This is a genomic window from Streptomyces stoeckheimensis (genome assembly GCF_045822005.1).
GTDB lineage: Bacteria > Actinomycetota > Actinomycetes > Streptomycetales > Streptomycetaceae > Streptomyces > Streptomyces stoeckheimensis.
The window spans coordinates 2,766,421-2,779,312 of sequence record NZ_CP169550.1; the positions used below are offsets into that span (position 1 = coordinate 2,766,421).

Consider the following 12,892-nt stretch of genomic DNA (forward strand, 5'->3'; position numbering starts at 1 on the left):
CCGGCCGGGGGACCGGGGCCACCGCCCCGGAACCCAGTACCACCGCCAGGCCGTCATACCGTCCCCCCACCGGCCGCCCCGTCAGACGGCACGCTGACCATTGCTGTCCAGCCCGGAGGATCAATGACCCCGCCCCCCGCCTATTCCGATCAGTACGGAGACTCGTACTCGGAAGGCGACCAGCCGCTGGTTCGTCCGTACGCGATGACCGGCGGCCGGACCCGACCGCGCTACCAGCTCGCCATCGAGGCCCTGGTCAGCACCACGGCCGATCCGATGCACCTGTCCGGGCTGCTCCCGGAGCACCAGCGCATCTGCACCCTCTGCCGTGAGGTCAAGTCGGTCGCGGAGGTCTCCGCGCTGCTGAACATGCCGCTCGGCGTCGCACGAATCCTCGTCGCCGACCTGGCGGAGGCCGGCATGGTGGCCATCCACCAGCCGGGCAATGGAGAGGCCGGCGGAACGCCGGATGTAACGCTGCTCGAGAGGGTTCTCAGTGGACTTCGCAAGCTCTAACGGCGGAGCGGCTCCTCGCTCCACCACCTCCGCGAAGATCGTGGTGGCGGGTGGCTTCGGCGTGGGCAAGACCACGTTCGTGGGCGCCGTCTCCGAGATCAACCCGCTGCGCACCGAGGCCGTCATGACGTCCGCCTCCGCCGGCATCGACGACCTGACCCACACCGGGGACAAGACGACCACCACGGTCGCCATGGACTTCGGCCGCATCACCCTGGACCAGGACCTGATCCTGTACCTCTTCGGTACCCCCGGTCAGGACCGCTTCTGGTTCATGTGGGACGACCTCGTGCGCGGCGCCATCGGGGCGATCGTCCTGGTCGACACGCGTCGCCTGGCCGACTGCTTCCCGGCCGTGGACTACTTCGAGAACAGCGGCCTGCCGTTCGTCGTGGCCCTCAACGGCTTCGAGGGGCACCAGCCGTACACTCCGGAGGAAGTCCGCGAAGCCCTGCAGATCGGCCCGGACGCCCCCATCATCACCACCGACGCCCGCCACCGCGCGGACGCCAAGAGCGCGCTCATCACGCTCGTCGAGCACGCGCTCATGGCGCGGCTCAAGTAAGACTCCGCGCAACGAGGGCTTCACCGGCTGGTTTTGGGGGGCGGGCTGTGTCATGCGACACGGCCCGCCCCCTTCGTTCATAACGTTTCGACAGAGAATTGCCGGTAGTTGGCGACACGGTGCGTTCGGCCGGTGTCACTGCGCTCACAACTGGCCCCGCTTTTGCCGCAGGACGCTCTTTATGTCCGGTTTATGTGGGACATAGGTCTCTAGGAACGGCCGATTTCAACTGTTTGGAACACGGCCGTTAACCGTGCTGGAATTCAACGAACTAGCTAGTAGCACCGCCGAGAGGTTGTTGGTCGAGTGAGGCGAAGCAACTCGAGCCCCGCGGATGAACCCGCGCGCGGCAACTTCACCCCGCCGCCGCGCGCGGCCGCGTCATCCTTTGACGTACCCGTGGAACCATCCGTGAGCGGTGGAAGCACCAGCAGGTTCTCGCCCCGCAACTGGCGTGTGCCGACCCGTCTGAACGCCATCCTGCTCGTCCCGGTCCTCGTCGGACTGGTGATGGGCGGCTTCCAGGTGAAGGGCTCCATCGACACCTGGAACGAGGCCAAGGACGCCGAGAAGACCGCCGTCATCGTCCAGGCCGCCGCCGAGTACGGCCAGGCGCTCCTGAACGAGCGCGACCTGACGGCCGATGCCCTGCTCAGGGGCCAGCGCGAGTCCGAGCCCGTCCTGAAGGCCTACTCCGCCACCGATGCCGCCAAGGCGAAGTTCGCCGAGGCCGCGAAGGACCTGCCCGCGGGCCAGGGTCTGGAACGCCGCCTGGAGCTCTTCCGCCAGGAGGAGCCAAAGCTGGAGCAGGTCCGCAAGACGGCTTACCTGCCGCAGATGGAGACGCCGAAGAAGGCCCTCCCGAAGGCACTGGGCCCGATCCCGACCGAAGAGGGGTACGTGCTGGTCCAGCACTACCTCATGCAGTTCTCCAACGAGCTCGGCCTCGGCACCGGCAACGTGACCTCGTACGGCCGCATGGTCTACGCGCTCGAACTGTCCAAGGCCGCGAACTCGCTGCAGCGCTCGGTGGGCACGCACCTGCTGGTCCGGCCGAGCACCAACGAGGACATCCGCAAGGCCCAGCTCGTCGCCTTCTCCTCGTACGCGTACCTCGAAGAGATCGCCATCGGCGAGTACGTCGCCGCCGGCACCGACGAGGACGTCGCCCGCCTGCGCGAGATCATGGGCAAGAAGTCCGAGGAAGGCGCCCAGAAGCTCGCCGCCGCCAAGCAGGCGGCCGAGCAGGCCGGCACCGTCTTCCACGCACCGCCCGTGGTCAACGACTCCGCGCTCACCGGTATGACCGAGGCGATAGCCAGCGGCGAGAAGCCCGCCAAGCTCGCCGTGGACGGCACCACCCCGCAGGCCTGGCAGGCCGCGGCCACCGCCAAGTTCGACGGCTACGCCGAGCTCGAGAAGGAACTGCTCGCCAAGGCCCTCAAGGACTCCGGCGCCGTCTCCGACGAGGCCCGCAACGACGCCATCCTGACCGGCGCCATCGTGGTCGTGGCCCTGCTCGCCGCCTTCATCCTGGCCGGCATGATGGCCCGCCAGATGGGCAAGGCGATGCGCCGTCTGCGCGGCGCCGCCTTCGACATCGCCGAGCAGCGCCTGCCGATGCTCGTCGACCAGCTCTCGCGCACCGACCCGGGCAAGGTCGACACCCGCGTGGTGCCGATCCCGATCGACTCCCAGGACGAGATCGGCGAGGTCGCCCGCGCCTTCGACCAGGTCCACCGCGAGGCCGTCCGGCTCGCCGCCGAGCAGGCCCTCCTCCGGGGCAACGTCAACGCGATCTTCACGAACCTCTCCATGCGCAACCAGTCGCTGATCGAGGGCCAGCTGACCCTGATCACCGAGCTGGAGAACAACGAGGCCGACCCGGACCAGCTGGAGAACCTCTTCCGCCTGGACCACCTGGCCACCCGCATGCGCCGCAACGGCGAGAACCTCCTCATCCTCGCCGGCGAGGAGCCGGGCCGCCGCTGGGACCAGCCGGTCCCCCTCGTCGACGTCCTGCGCGCCGCCTCCTCCGAGGTGGAGCAGTACGAGCGCGTCGAGCTGTCGGGCGTCTCCGAGGCCGAGATCCACGGCCAGGCCGTGACCGACCTCGTGCACCTGCTCGCCGAGCTGCTGGAGAACGCCACCACCTTCTCCTCCCCCCAGACCAAGGTCCGGGTCAACGCGACGCGTCTGCCCGACGGCCGCGTGATGGTCGAGATCCACGACAAGGGAATCGGCCTGACCGCCGAGGACTTCGCGGACATCAACCACAAGCTGGCCAACCCGCCGACCGTGGACGCCGCGATCTCGCAGCGCATGGGTCTGTTCGTGGTCGGCCGGCTGGCCGACCGGCACGGCATCCGCGTCCAGCTGCGCCCCTCGGGCGAAGCGGCCGGCACCACCTCGCTGGTCATGCTCCCCGACGCCATCACCCACGGTGGCGGTGGCGAGGAGATCCCCGCGGACGACTTCACGGTCTCCCAGATGATCCCGCGCCAGCAGGCCCAGCAGCCGGCCGCGCTGCGCACGGCCGCCGAGCTCGGCTTCGACGACTCCCGCTACGAGGTCCACCGGGCCGACCAGCCGGGCTTCGAGGAGCCCGCCGCCGACCCGGTCGGCCGGTCCCTGGGCCGTGAGGAGCGCCGGGCCGCGCTGGAGGCTCAGGTCGGCTACCCGCAGGTACAGGCCCAGTACGACGAGCCCGCGGCGGAGTATCCGGAACCGCAGCCGGAGCACGCGTACCAGCCGTACCAGGGCTACGAGCAGCAGCCCGCGCAGGGCTACGACTCCGGTTACGAGTCCGCTCAGGCCGGGCAGGGATACGACGCGTACACCCAGCAGGATTACGCCTATCCGGAACCCGAGTACACGGATCAGCGACAGGAACTCCCGGCCTACGACGGCGGGTACGATTCCCGTTCCACGGCTGCGGAGTGGCCCCAGCAGAACACCTACTCGGGCTCCTACCAGCAGGATTACGGGACCGAATCGGAATCACCGGCCGCTCCCGAACCGGCCCCGGAGCGCGTAGGCTTCGACCGTCCGGGCGCCACTGCGGACGCCGGCCACCAGGTGACCGGGGCGGGTCTGCCGCGACGCGGCAGCCAGCCGCAGCAGCGGCCGGGTCAGCAGGAAACGGAGTCCTCCGGATCCCTCTTCGAGCAGCGGCCGCAGCGTCAGCAGCAGCCCGCGGCGCCGGAGAAGGCCACCGGGGAAACGGACGGCACTGCCGACTGGCGCTCGAACAACGACGAGCGCTGGCAGCAGGCCGCCAAGCTCCGCGAGCCGAAGGCCGGCGGGGTCACCCCCTCCGGTCTCCCCCGGCGGGTGCCCAAGGCCAACCTGGTCGAGGGCGCTGCGGAGACGACGCCGCAGGGAGGCCCCGAGGTCTCCCGAGCCCCGGAGGACATCCGTGGCAGGTTGAGCAACCTGCGACGTGGTGTCCAGCAGGGCCGCAACGCGGGATCCGAGCAGTCAAGTAACAGCTATGACCAGGAGCGTTAGTGTGAGCGCGATGAGCCAGGCGGCGCAGAACCTGAACTGGTTGATCACCAACTTCGTGGACAACACCCCAGGGGTGTCCCACACGGTTGTGGTATCCGCCGACGGCCTCCTTCTGGCCATGTCCGAGGGTTTCCCCCGCGACCGGGCCGACCAGCTCGCCGCGGTGGCCTCCGGGCTGACCTCCCTCACCGCGGGCGCGTCCCGCATCTTCGAGGGCGGCGCCGTCAACCAGACGGTGGTGGAGATGGACCGCGGGTTCCTCTTCCTGATGTCCGTCTCCGACGGATCCTCGCTGGCCGTACTGGCGCACCCCGAGTGCGACATCGGCCTGGTGGGTTACGAGATGGCCCTCCTCGTGGACCGCGCCGGCAGCGTCCTCACCCCGGACCTGCGCGCGGAACTGCAGGGCGGACTTCTCAACTAGCAGACAGGCAGTGCGTTTCGCGTCACCGCACCATAGGGTGCGGTGGCGCGGTTCCACAGGGAGTACTGCGTACTTGGAGTCGGAGGAGGAAACGTGACAACACCCGGAGGACATCCCTATGGCGGCGCGCAGCAGCCGCAGGGTGGGCACGACCAGAACCGCTTCAACTTCCCTTCCGCTCCCAGCAACCGGCCCGCGCCGGAGCACGACCCCGCCTCGGGGCAGCCGTACCAGCGGCAGCCCTACCAGCAGCCGTACAGCCGGCCGCAGCAGCCCGGGCAGTCCTACCGGCCCCCGCAGCAGCCTCCGCGCGGCGGGCGCCCGCAGGCTCCGCAGGCGCACAACCCGCTGGTGCGTCCGTACGCGATGACCGGCGGCCGGACCCGGCCGCGCTACCAGCTCGCCATCGAGGCGCTGGTCAGCACCACGGCCGATCCCGCGCGTCTGCAAGGGCAGTTGCCCGAGCACCAGCGCATCTGCCTCCTGTGCCAGGAGATCAAATCCGTCGCGGAGATCTCGGCACTTCTTTCCATTCCTCTTGGCGTAGCCCGGATCCTCGTCGCCGACCTGGCGGAGGCCGGCCTCGTAGCCATCCACCAGCCCGGCGGCGACGAGTCCGCCGGCGGCCAGCCAGATGTGACACTGCTCGAAAGGGTGCTCAGTGGACTTCGCAAGCTCTAACGGCGGAGCGGCTCCTCGCTCCACCACCTCCGCGAAGATCGTGGTGGCGGGTGGCTTCGGCGTGGGCAAGACCACGTTCGTGGGCGCCGTCTCCGAGATCAACCCCCTGCGCACCGAGGCCGTCATGACGTCCGCCTCCGCCGGCATCGACGACCTGACCCACACCGGGGACAAGACGACCACCACGGTCGCCATGGACTTCGGCCGCATCACCCTGGACCAGGACCTGATCCTGTACCTCTTCGGTACCCCCGGTCAGGACCGCTTCTGGTTCATGTGGGACGACCTCGTGCGCGGCGCCATCGGCGCCGTCGTGCTGGTCGACACCCGCCGTCTCGCCGACTGCTTCCCCGCCGTCGACTACTTCGAGAACAGCGGCCTCCCCTTCGTCATCGCCCTCAACGGCTTCGACGGGCACCAGCCGTACACCCCGGAGGAAGTCCGCGAGGCCCTGCAGATCGGCCCGGACGCCCCCATCATCACCACCGACGCCCGCCACCGCGCGGACGCCAAGAGCGCGCTCATCACCCTGGTCGAGCACGCGCTCATGGCCCGCCTGCGATAGCCGTCCGGTCGTACGCGAAAGCCCCCCGCACTCCGAGGAGTGCGGGGGGCTTTTCACGTGGTGCCCGCGGGGCTTCGCGTACTAGCCCTGCCAGCTGCGCGGGCCGCGGAAGCCGGGGGTGCGCTCCAGGCGGCGCCAGCCGGCCTGGGAGCTGGCGGCGGCGGTGGCGGTGTCCTCGGGGGCGGCGGCGGCGCGGGCGAGCAGGATCGCGGTGATCGCGGCCAGCTCCTCGGGCTCGGCGTTGCCCTTCTCGACCTTCAGCAGGGTGGCGGTGGCGTTGCTCATCGGTGGCAGTTCTCCTTCGACGTCTACTGGGGCGGGTTGCCGTGCTTGCGCGACGGCAGGTCCGCGTGCTTGTTGCGGAGCATCGCGAGGGCGGCGACGAGGACTTCGCGGGTCTCCGCGGGGTCGATCACGTCGTCCACGAGGCCTCGCTCGGCCGCGTAGTAAGGGTGCATCAGCTCGGCCTTGTACTCCTTGACCATGCGCGCACGCATTGCCTCGGGGTCTTCGGCGTCCGCGATCTGCTTGCGGAAGATGACGTTGGCGGCGCCCTCGGCGCCCATCACGGCGATCTCGTTGGTCGGCCAGGCGTAGGTGAGGTCGGCGCCGATGGACTGGGAGTCCATGACGATGTACGCACCGCCGTAGGCCTTGCGCAGGATCAGCGAGATCCGCGGCACGGTCGCGTTGCAGTACGCGTACAGCAGCTTCGCGCCGTGGCGGATGATGCCGCCGTGCTCCTGGTCGACGCCCGGCAGGAAGCCGGGGACGTCCAGGAGGGTGATGATCGGGATGTTGAAGGCGTCGCAGAGCTGGACGAAGCGCGCCGCCTTCTCGGAGGCGTGGATGTCCAGGACGCCGGCGAGGTGGCCGGGCTGGTTGGCGACGATGCCGACGACCTGGCCGTCCATCCGCGCCAGGGCGCAGATGATGTTGCGGGCCCAGCGCTCGTGGATCTCCAGGACGTCGCCCTCGTCGACGAGCTCCTCGATGACCTTGAGCATGTCGTACGGGCGGTTGCCGTCGGCGGGCACGAGGTCCAGCAGGACGTCGGACCGGCGGTCGGCCGGGTCGCTGGTCTCGTGGACCGGGGGGTTCTCGCGGTTGTTGGAGGGCAGCATCGTGATGAGGTAGCGGACCTCGGAGATGCAGGTCTCCTCGTCGTCGTACGCGAAGTGCGCCACGCCCGAGGTCTCGGCGTGCACGTCCGCGCCGCCGAGGCCGTTCTGGGTGATCTCCTCGCCGGTCACCGCGCGGACCACGTCCGGGCCGGTGATGAACATCTGCGAGGTCTCCCGGACCATGAACACGAAGTCCGTCAGTGCCGGGGAGTAGGCCGCGCCGCCGGCGCAGGGGCCCAGCATCACCGAGATCTGCGGGATGACGCCCGAGGCCTTGGTGTTGCGCTGGAAGATGCCGCCGTACCCGGCGAGCGCGGAGACGCCCTCCTGGATGCGGGCGCCGGCGCCGTCGTTGAGGGAGACCAGCGGGGCACCGGCCGCGATGGCCATGTCCATGATCTTGTGGATCTTCGTGGCGTGGGCCTCGCCCAGGGCGCCGCCGAAGATGCGGAAGTCGTGTGCGTAGACGAAGACCGTGCGGCCCTCGACCGTGCCCCAACCGGTGATGACACCGTCGGTGTAGGGCTTCTTGGCCTCCAGGCCGAACCCCGTCGCGCGGTGGCGACGCAGCTGCTCGACCTCCTTGAAGGAACCCGCGTCGAGCAGCAACGCGATCCGCTCGCGGGCGGTGAGCTTGCCCTTGGCATGCTGCGCTTCGGTCGCCCGGTCGCTCGGGCCGCGCCGCGCCTGCTCGCGCAGGTCGTGCAGCTCGGCCACGCGCCCGCGGGCGTCCGTCGGCTCGCTCGGAATCTGGTCCACAACGGTCATGTAATGACCTTACGAAGCCGGACCGGAAAAACCCTCCGTCGAATCCACACAGTGTCGGGTGTCATCCGCTGTCCGGGCCGGACAGAACCACTCGGGGAGCAGCCCGTCCCACCAGGCAGGACGTTGGTCCTTTGTGGGCATCCGACAAAACTCCCGCCAAGCGGACGCCAAGGCGCAGCCAAGGCGGCAGCAAGACATCCAAGCCACGCGCAAGAACCTGAGAGGTTGAAATTTGAACGGAATGGGTCTAGCGTCGTTGTTGTTGAAAGTTCAACGAGTGCCGGACATCGAGCGGCACCCCTACTTAGGAGAAGCAGCCATGGGTCTCTTCACCCGCCGCGCCCAGGACACCGCCACCGCCGTCGCCACCCTCGACGTGGACCCGGCCCTCGCCGCGCTCACCGGCGACTACGTCATCGACGCGTCCCACAGCAGCATCGGATTCACCGTCCGCCACGCGATGGTCACCAACGTCCGCGGCACCTTCGCCGAGCACGAGGGCTCCCTGCACCTGGACGGCAGCGACCCGTCCCGCTCCACCGCCACCATCGCCGTGAAGATCGCCTCCGTCGACACCGGCATCGCCGACCGGGACGGACACCTGCGCTCCGGGGACTTCTTCGACGCCGAGACCTTCCCGCTGATGACCTTCCGCTCCACCGAGGCGCAGCAGCTCGGCGGCGACAAGTACCGCATCACCGGCGAGCTGACCATCAAGGACGTCACGCGCCCGCTCTCCATCGACCTGGAGTTCGGCGGCTCGGCCACCGACGTCTACGGCAACGAGCGCGTCGGGTTCGAGGGATCGGCCGAGATCCTGCGCTCCGACTGGGGCCTGACCTGGAACGCGGCGCTGGAGACCGGCGGCGTGATGGTCAGCGACAAGGTGAAGCTGACCTTCGACATCTCGGCGATCAAGCAGGCGTGAGCCCGGTTCCACGCTGCGGGGACGGGGGCGGCTAGAAGTCGCCCCCGCCGAACCCTCCGCCGTCGAAGCCGCCTCCGCCGCCGAAGTCCCCGCCGCCGAAGTCGGACGGGTTGAAGTCGGCCCCGGAGACGTCGCCGCCGTCGAAGCCTCCGCCCCCTCCGTCGAATCCGTTGCCGCCTCCGAAGTCGGAGGCGTAGGCCGGACTGGACATCATCGAACCGAGCATCGTGCCCATGAGCAGGCCGGGCAGGATGCCGCCGCCGAAGTAGCCGCCGGCCCAGGGACCGTACGCCGGGCCGGCGTCGTAGTAGGGGCGCCGACCGTGCTCGGTGTCGACGGTGCGGACCGCCGGGTCCTGGCCGTCGCGCAGCCGGACGGCGTCCGCCGCGCAGACCGGGACCGTACGGGCGGCCCCGCCCGCCGGGGCCCAGGCCGCGTCCTCGGTGCTCGGCCCGTGGCGCGGGTCGAAGAAGCAGGGAGCGCGGCGCTCGGGCAGCGGCCGGCCCTGCCGGCGCGCGTCGAGGCGGGCCAGGGCGTACCGGCCGTCTTCGAGGGCCTGCGTGACTCCCTTGACCTCCTCCGGGTGCTGCACGGAGGCCATGATCTGCTTGGCCTTCTCGTACGAGTCGAGGCCCTGCTCGTAGTCCGCGCGCATGGCGTCGTCGGCGCCGGGCTCGCCGGGGTGGAAGTCGAGGCGCTCCAGCTCCTCGCCGAAGGCCGTGATGTCCTCGTCGACGACCACGCTCAGCCGGGCGATGGACTCCCGGCGGAGCTCTTCCTTCTTCTTGCGGTTGCGCTTGACCAGCGCGTACGCCCCGCCACCGCCGACGGCGGCCACCACGCCGAGTCCGATCAAGGCGCCCACCGGGGCGCCGCCGCCGTCGGTGCTCGCGGTGCCCCAGGAGGCCGGGGCCTTGCCCTTGGCCTGGGCGAGCGCCTGGTCCACGAAGGTGTTGAGCTCGGTGTTCGCGTCCGCGGTCCCGTCCGCCTTGACGGCGTCGACCAGGTTGCGGACGGCGTTGTTCGGCATGACGGACCGGTCGGCGCCGGCGTTGAAGCCCTCCCCGAGCCGGATCGCGTAGAGCCCGGTGATGCCGGTCTCGGTACGGATCGTCTTGAGCACGCTGGCGGCGGGGAACTCGGCGGTGGCCGGCAGCACCGCCACGAACACCGGCTTCCCGGCGTCCTTGATCTTCTGCGCGAGCGCCTGGGCCTGCGCGGGCGGCAGCTGCGCCTCGGCGCGGGGATCCACGTAGACCGGGCCCTTCTTGAGGGCCTCCGCCACGGTGGTGGTCCCGTCGGCCGCCGACGCCTGCGGGGCGACCAGCAGCGCGGTCGCGGACAGCGCCAGCAGCAGAGCGGCCAGCAGCGATCCCGTACGTACGGATATAAGCCTGGTCCTCATAGTCACGACGCTACCCGAACGGGTGCAATCCTGTGTGAGCTGGACATAAGGTCCATCGGCCCTCGCCGGTCAGCCGTTCGACCTACACTCCCCGACCGGGGGTGGGGCGATGCACGGGATACGGACGGCCGGACGGCCGGCGCTCGGGATCGCGATCGGGATCGGGCTCGTGCTGCTGAACTCGTGCGGCGGGCATCCCGTGCTCGACCTGGCCGCGGTCTACCGGGACGGCTCGGGCCGGATCATGGTGGAGCTCGGGCAGTGCGGCAAGAAGGTCGACGCCCGGGGACCGACCCTCACGGTCACACCGGACGAGGGTGACACCACCTATTGGGGCACCGGCCGCGACCCCGGCCGCCCCGGCCCCTTCCTCCTCTTCGCCCCGCCCGGGGCATGGGCCGTGAAAGGGAAACCGGGCGGACCCCGGGCCCTGGAGCCGCGCCACGGCTACAACCTCCACTTCACGGTCCTGGAGGACGGACACCGGGTCCGGTACACCTCATCCAGCGATTTCCGCCGCGAGGACATCGACTCGCTCCGCCCGGGGCAGCTCTGGGCGAACGGCGAGGCCATGAGCCGCGAGCGCTTCCGCGCGCACGTGACATCGGAGTGCTGACGCGGAAGCACCCGCGGCCGCGGTCACGATCACGGCCGCGGTCACGGTCCGGGACTACTCCGCCGGCTCCACGCCCGCGTGCAGGAGGCCGTAGGTGAAGGCGTCTTCCAGGGCCTGCCAGGAGGCCGCGATGACGTTCGGGGCGACGCCGACGGTGTTCCATTCGCGGGAGCCGTCCGTCGTCGTGACCAGGACCCGGGTCGTGGAGGACGTGCCGTGTGCACCCTCCAGGATGCGGACCTTGTAGTCGATCAGCTCGAACTTCGCGAGCTGGGGGTAGAAGCGTTCGAGGGCGACCCGCAGCGCGCGGTCCAGCGCGTTGACCGGGCCGTTGCCCTCCGCCGTCGCGACGATCCGCTCGCCCTTGGCCCACAGCTTCACCGTGGCCTCGTTGGCGTGCGTTCCGTCGGGGCGGTCCTCGACGATGGCCCGCCAGGACTCGATGCGGAAGTACTTGCGCGCCCGGCCCTCGGCCTCGGCGCGCAGCAGCAGTTCGAAGGAGGCGTCGGCGGCCTCGTACGTGTAGCCCTGGAGCTCCCGCTCCTTGACCCGCTCCACCACCCGGGAGACCAGTGCGCGGTCCCCGCCGAGGTCGACGCCGAGCTCCTTGCCCTTGAGCTCGATGGAGGCCCGGCCGGCCATGTCGGAGACGAGCATCCGCATGGTGTTGCCGACCCGCGCCGGGTCGATGTGCTGGTACAGGTCCGGGTCGACCTTGATGGCCGAGGCGTGCAGGCCCGCCTTGTGCGCGAAGGCGGAGACGCCGACGTAGGGCTGGTGCGTGGAGGGGGTGAGGTTGACGACCTCGGCGATGGCGTGCGAGATCCGGGTCATCTCGGCCAGCGCGCCCGCCGGCAGGACCGTACGGCCGTACTTGATCTCCAGCGCGGCGACGACCGGGAAGAGGTTGGCGTTGCCGACCCGCTCGCCGTAGCCGTTCGCGGTGCACTGCACGTGGGTGGCGCCGGCGTCCACGGCGGCCAGCGTGTTGGCGACGGCGCAGCCGGTGTCGTCCTGGGCGTGGATGCCCAGGCGGGCGCCGGTGTCGGCCAGCACGGTCGCCACGGTCGCGGTGATCTGCGCGGGCAGCATGCCGCCGTTGGTGTCGCAGAGGACCACGACGTCGGCGCCGGCCTCGTGGGCGGCGCGCACGACGGACTTCGCGTACTCGGCGTTGGCCCGGTAGCCGTCGAAGAAGTGCTCGCAGTCGACGAAGACCCGGCGGCCCTGGGAGACCAGGTGGGCGACGGTGTCGCGGACCATCTCCAGGTTCTCTTCGAGGGTGGTGCGCAGGGCGAGCTCGACGTGCCGGTCGTGGGACTTGGCGACCAGGGTGATCACCGGGGCGCCGGACTCCAGCAGGGCGCGGACCTGCGGGTCGGTGGCGGCCGAGCCGCCCGCCCGGCGGGTCGCGCCGAAGGCGACGAGCTGGGCGTGCTTGAAGTCGATCTCCGCGCGGGCGCGCGAGAAGAACTCCGTGTCGCGCGGGTTGGCGCCGGGCCAGCCGCCCTCGATGAACCCCACCCCGAAGTCGTCCAGGTGCCGGGCGATCGTCAGCTTGTCCGCGACCGTGAGGTTGATGCCCTCACGCTGGGCACCGTCGCGCAGGGTCGTGTCGAAGACGTGGAACCCGTCATCGGTGCCGGGGCCCGAAGCCGGCGCAGTCGGCTCGGTCGCCTCTGTCGTCGTCATGCTGATCTGACTCCTGTCGGATGGGTGGTTCCGGATGCCGCCCGCGGGGCAGGCCGACGCCACTGCCCCCATCATCGCGCGCTGCCCGTTTCCGGCAC

At 70.2% G+C, this 12,892-nt stretch carries 12 protein-coding genes; 8 read left to right on the plus strand and 4 right to left on the minus strand.

The genetic code is table 11. The annotated features are described in order from the left end of the window. Nucleotides 1-123: 123 nt before the first annotated feature. The 6 genes from ACE1OC_RS12410 (at nt 124) to ACE1OC_RS12435 (ending at nt 6,261) form a co-directional block, all read left to right on the plus strand. Nucleotides 124-516: a DUF742 domain-containing protein gene (locus ACE1OC_RS12410; RefSeq protein WP_243337752.1), complete on the plus strand. Its 393-nt coding sequence runs from the start codon at nt 124-126 to the stop codon at nt 514-516. Continuing rightward, the gene (locus ACE1OC_RS12415) at nt 497-1,081 is read left to right on the plus strand and encodes a GTP-binding protein (RefSeq protein WP_243337754.1); all 585 of its coding nucleotides are present in this window, start codon (nt 497-499) and stop codon (nt 1,079-1,081) included. The genes ACE1OC_RS12410 and ACE1OC_RS12415 overlap by 20 nt, the downstream gene beginning before the upstream one ends. Nucleotides 1,082-1,387: 306 nt before the next feature. Beyond that, nucleotides 1,388-4,591, plus strand: a complete 3,204-nt coding sequence (locus ACE1OC_RS12420; RefSeq protein WP_407837065.1) for a nitrate- and nitrite sensing domain-containing protein — start codon at nt 1,388-1,390, stop codon at nt 4,589-4,591. A gap of 10 nt (nt 4,592-4,601) precedes the next feature. After that, the gene (locus ACE1OC_RS12425) at nt 4,602-5,015 is read left to right on the plus strand and encodes a roadblock/LC7 domain-containing protein (protein WP_243337850.1); all 414 of its coding nucleotides are present in this window, start codon (nt 4,602-4,604) and stop codon (nt 5,013-5,015) included. Nucleotides 5,016-5,108: 93 nt separating this feature from the next. Next, the gene (locus tag ACE1OC_RS12430) at nt 5,109-5,696 is read left to right on the plus strand and encodes a DUF742 domain-containing protein (protein WP_250742432.1); all 588 of its coding nucleotides are present in this window, start codon (nt 5,109-5,111) and stop codon (nt 5,694-5,696) included. After that, on the plus strand, nt 5,677-6,261 hold the full coding sequence (locus ACE1OC_RS12435) for a GTP-binding protein (protein ID WP_007266770.1): 585 nt from the start codon (nt 5,677-5,679) through the stop codon (nt 6,259-6,261). The genes ACE1OC_RS12430 and ACE1OC_RS12435 overlap by 20 nt, the downstream gene beginning before the upstream one ends. An 81-nt stretch (nt 6,262-6,342) precedes the next feature. Here ACE1OC_RS12435 and ACE1OC_RS12440 read toward each other — a convergent pair whose 3' ends face one another. Both ACE1OC_RS12440 and ACE1OC_RS12445 read right to left on the minus strand, forming a co-directional pair. Beyond that, nucleotides 6,343-6,546, minus strand: a complete 204-nt coding sequence (locus ACE1OC_RS12440; RefSeq protein WP_250742433.1) for an acyl-CoA carboxylase subunit epsilon — start codon at nt 6,544-6,546, stop codon at nt 6,343-6,345. 23 nt (nt 6,547-6,569) lie between these two features. Further along, nucleotides 6,570-8,153: an acyl-CoA carboxylase subunit beta gene (locus tag ACE1OC_RS12445; RefSeq protein ID WP_274549727.1), complete on the minus strand. Its 1,584-nt coding sequence runs from the start codon at nt 8,151-8,153 to the stop codon at nt 6,570-6,572. Between the two features lie 319 nt (nt 8,154-8,472). On the opposite strand from ACE1OC_RS12445, the gene ACE1OC_RS12450 reads away from it, so the two are divergent. Then, nucleotides 8,473-9,081: a YceI family protein gene (locus ACE1OC_RS12450; protein WP_407837066.1), complete on the plus strand. Its 609-nt coding sequence runs from the start codon at nt 8,473-8,475 to the stop codon at nt 9,079-9,081. 31 nt (nt 9,082-9,112) lie between these two features. Here the strand turns inward: ACE1OC_RS12450 and ACE1OC_RS12455 are convergent, their stop codons facing one another. After that, nucleotides 9,113-10,486 (minus strand): hypothetical protein, encoded by a 1,374-nt coding sequence (locus ACE1OC_RS12455; protein ID WP_407837067.1) that lies wholly within the window; start codon nt 10,484-10,486, stop codon nt 9,113-9,115. A gap of 109 nt (nt 10,487-10,595) precedes the next feature. On the opposite strand from ACE1OC_RS12455, the gene ACE1OC_RS12460 reads away from it, so the two are divergent. Then, complete coding sequence (locus tag ACE1OC_RS12460; RefSeq protein WP_407837068.1) at nt 10,596-11,102, plus strand: hypothetical protein; 507 nt, start codon at nt 10,596-10,598, stop codon at nt 11,100-11,102. A gap of 54 nt (nt 11,103-11,156) precedes the next feature. On the opposite strand, the gene cimA is transcribed toward ACE1OC_RS12460, so the two are convergent. After that, a complete protein-coding gene (gene cimA / locus ACE1OC_RS12465) occupies nt 11,157-12,794 on the minus strand; it encodes a citramalate synthase (protein ID WP_407837069.1) in 1,638 nt (545 codons plus the stop codon). Nucleotides 12,795-12,892 lie beyond the last annotated feature (98 nt).

Coding starts and splice junctions, on each gene's coding strand:
- ACE1OC_RS12460 (WP_407837068.1), top strand. CDS start 10,596: ATGCACGGGATACGGACGGCCGGACGGCCGGCGCTCGGGATCGCGATC.
- ACE1OC_RS12445 (WP_274549727.1), bottom strand. CDS start 8,153: ATGACCGTTGTGGACCAGATTCCGAGCGAGCCGACGGACGCCCGCGGG.
- ACE1OC_RS12455 (WP_407837067.1), bottom strand. CDS start 10,486: ATGAGGACCAGGCTTATATCCGTACGTACGGGATCGCTGCTGGCCGCT.
- ACE1OC_RS12440 (WP_250742433.1), bottom strand. CDS start 6,546: ATGAGCAACGCCACCGCCACCCTGCTGAAGGTCGAGAAGGGCAACGCC.
- ACE1OC_RS12425 (WP_243337850.1), top strand. CDS start 4,602: ATGAGCCAGGCGGCGCAGAACCTGAACTGGTTGATCACCAACTTCGTG.
- ACE1OC_RS12410 (WP_243337752.1), top strand. CDS start 124: ATGACCCCGCCCCCCGCCTATTCCGATCAGTACGGAGACTCGTACTCG.
- ACE1OC_RS12450 (WP_407837066.1), top strand. CDS start 8,473: ATGGGTCTCTTCACCCGCCGCGCCCAGGACACCGCCACCGCCGTCGCC.
- cimA (WP_407837069.1), bottom strand. CDS start 12,794: ATGACGACGACAGAGGCGACCGAGCCGACTGCGCCGGCTTCGGGCCCC.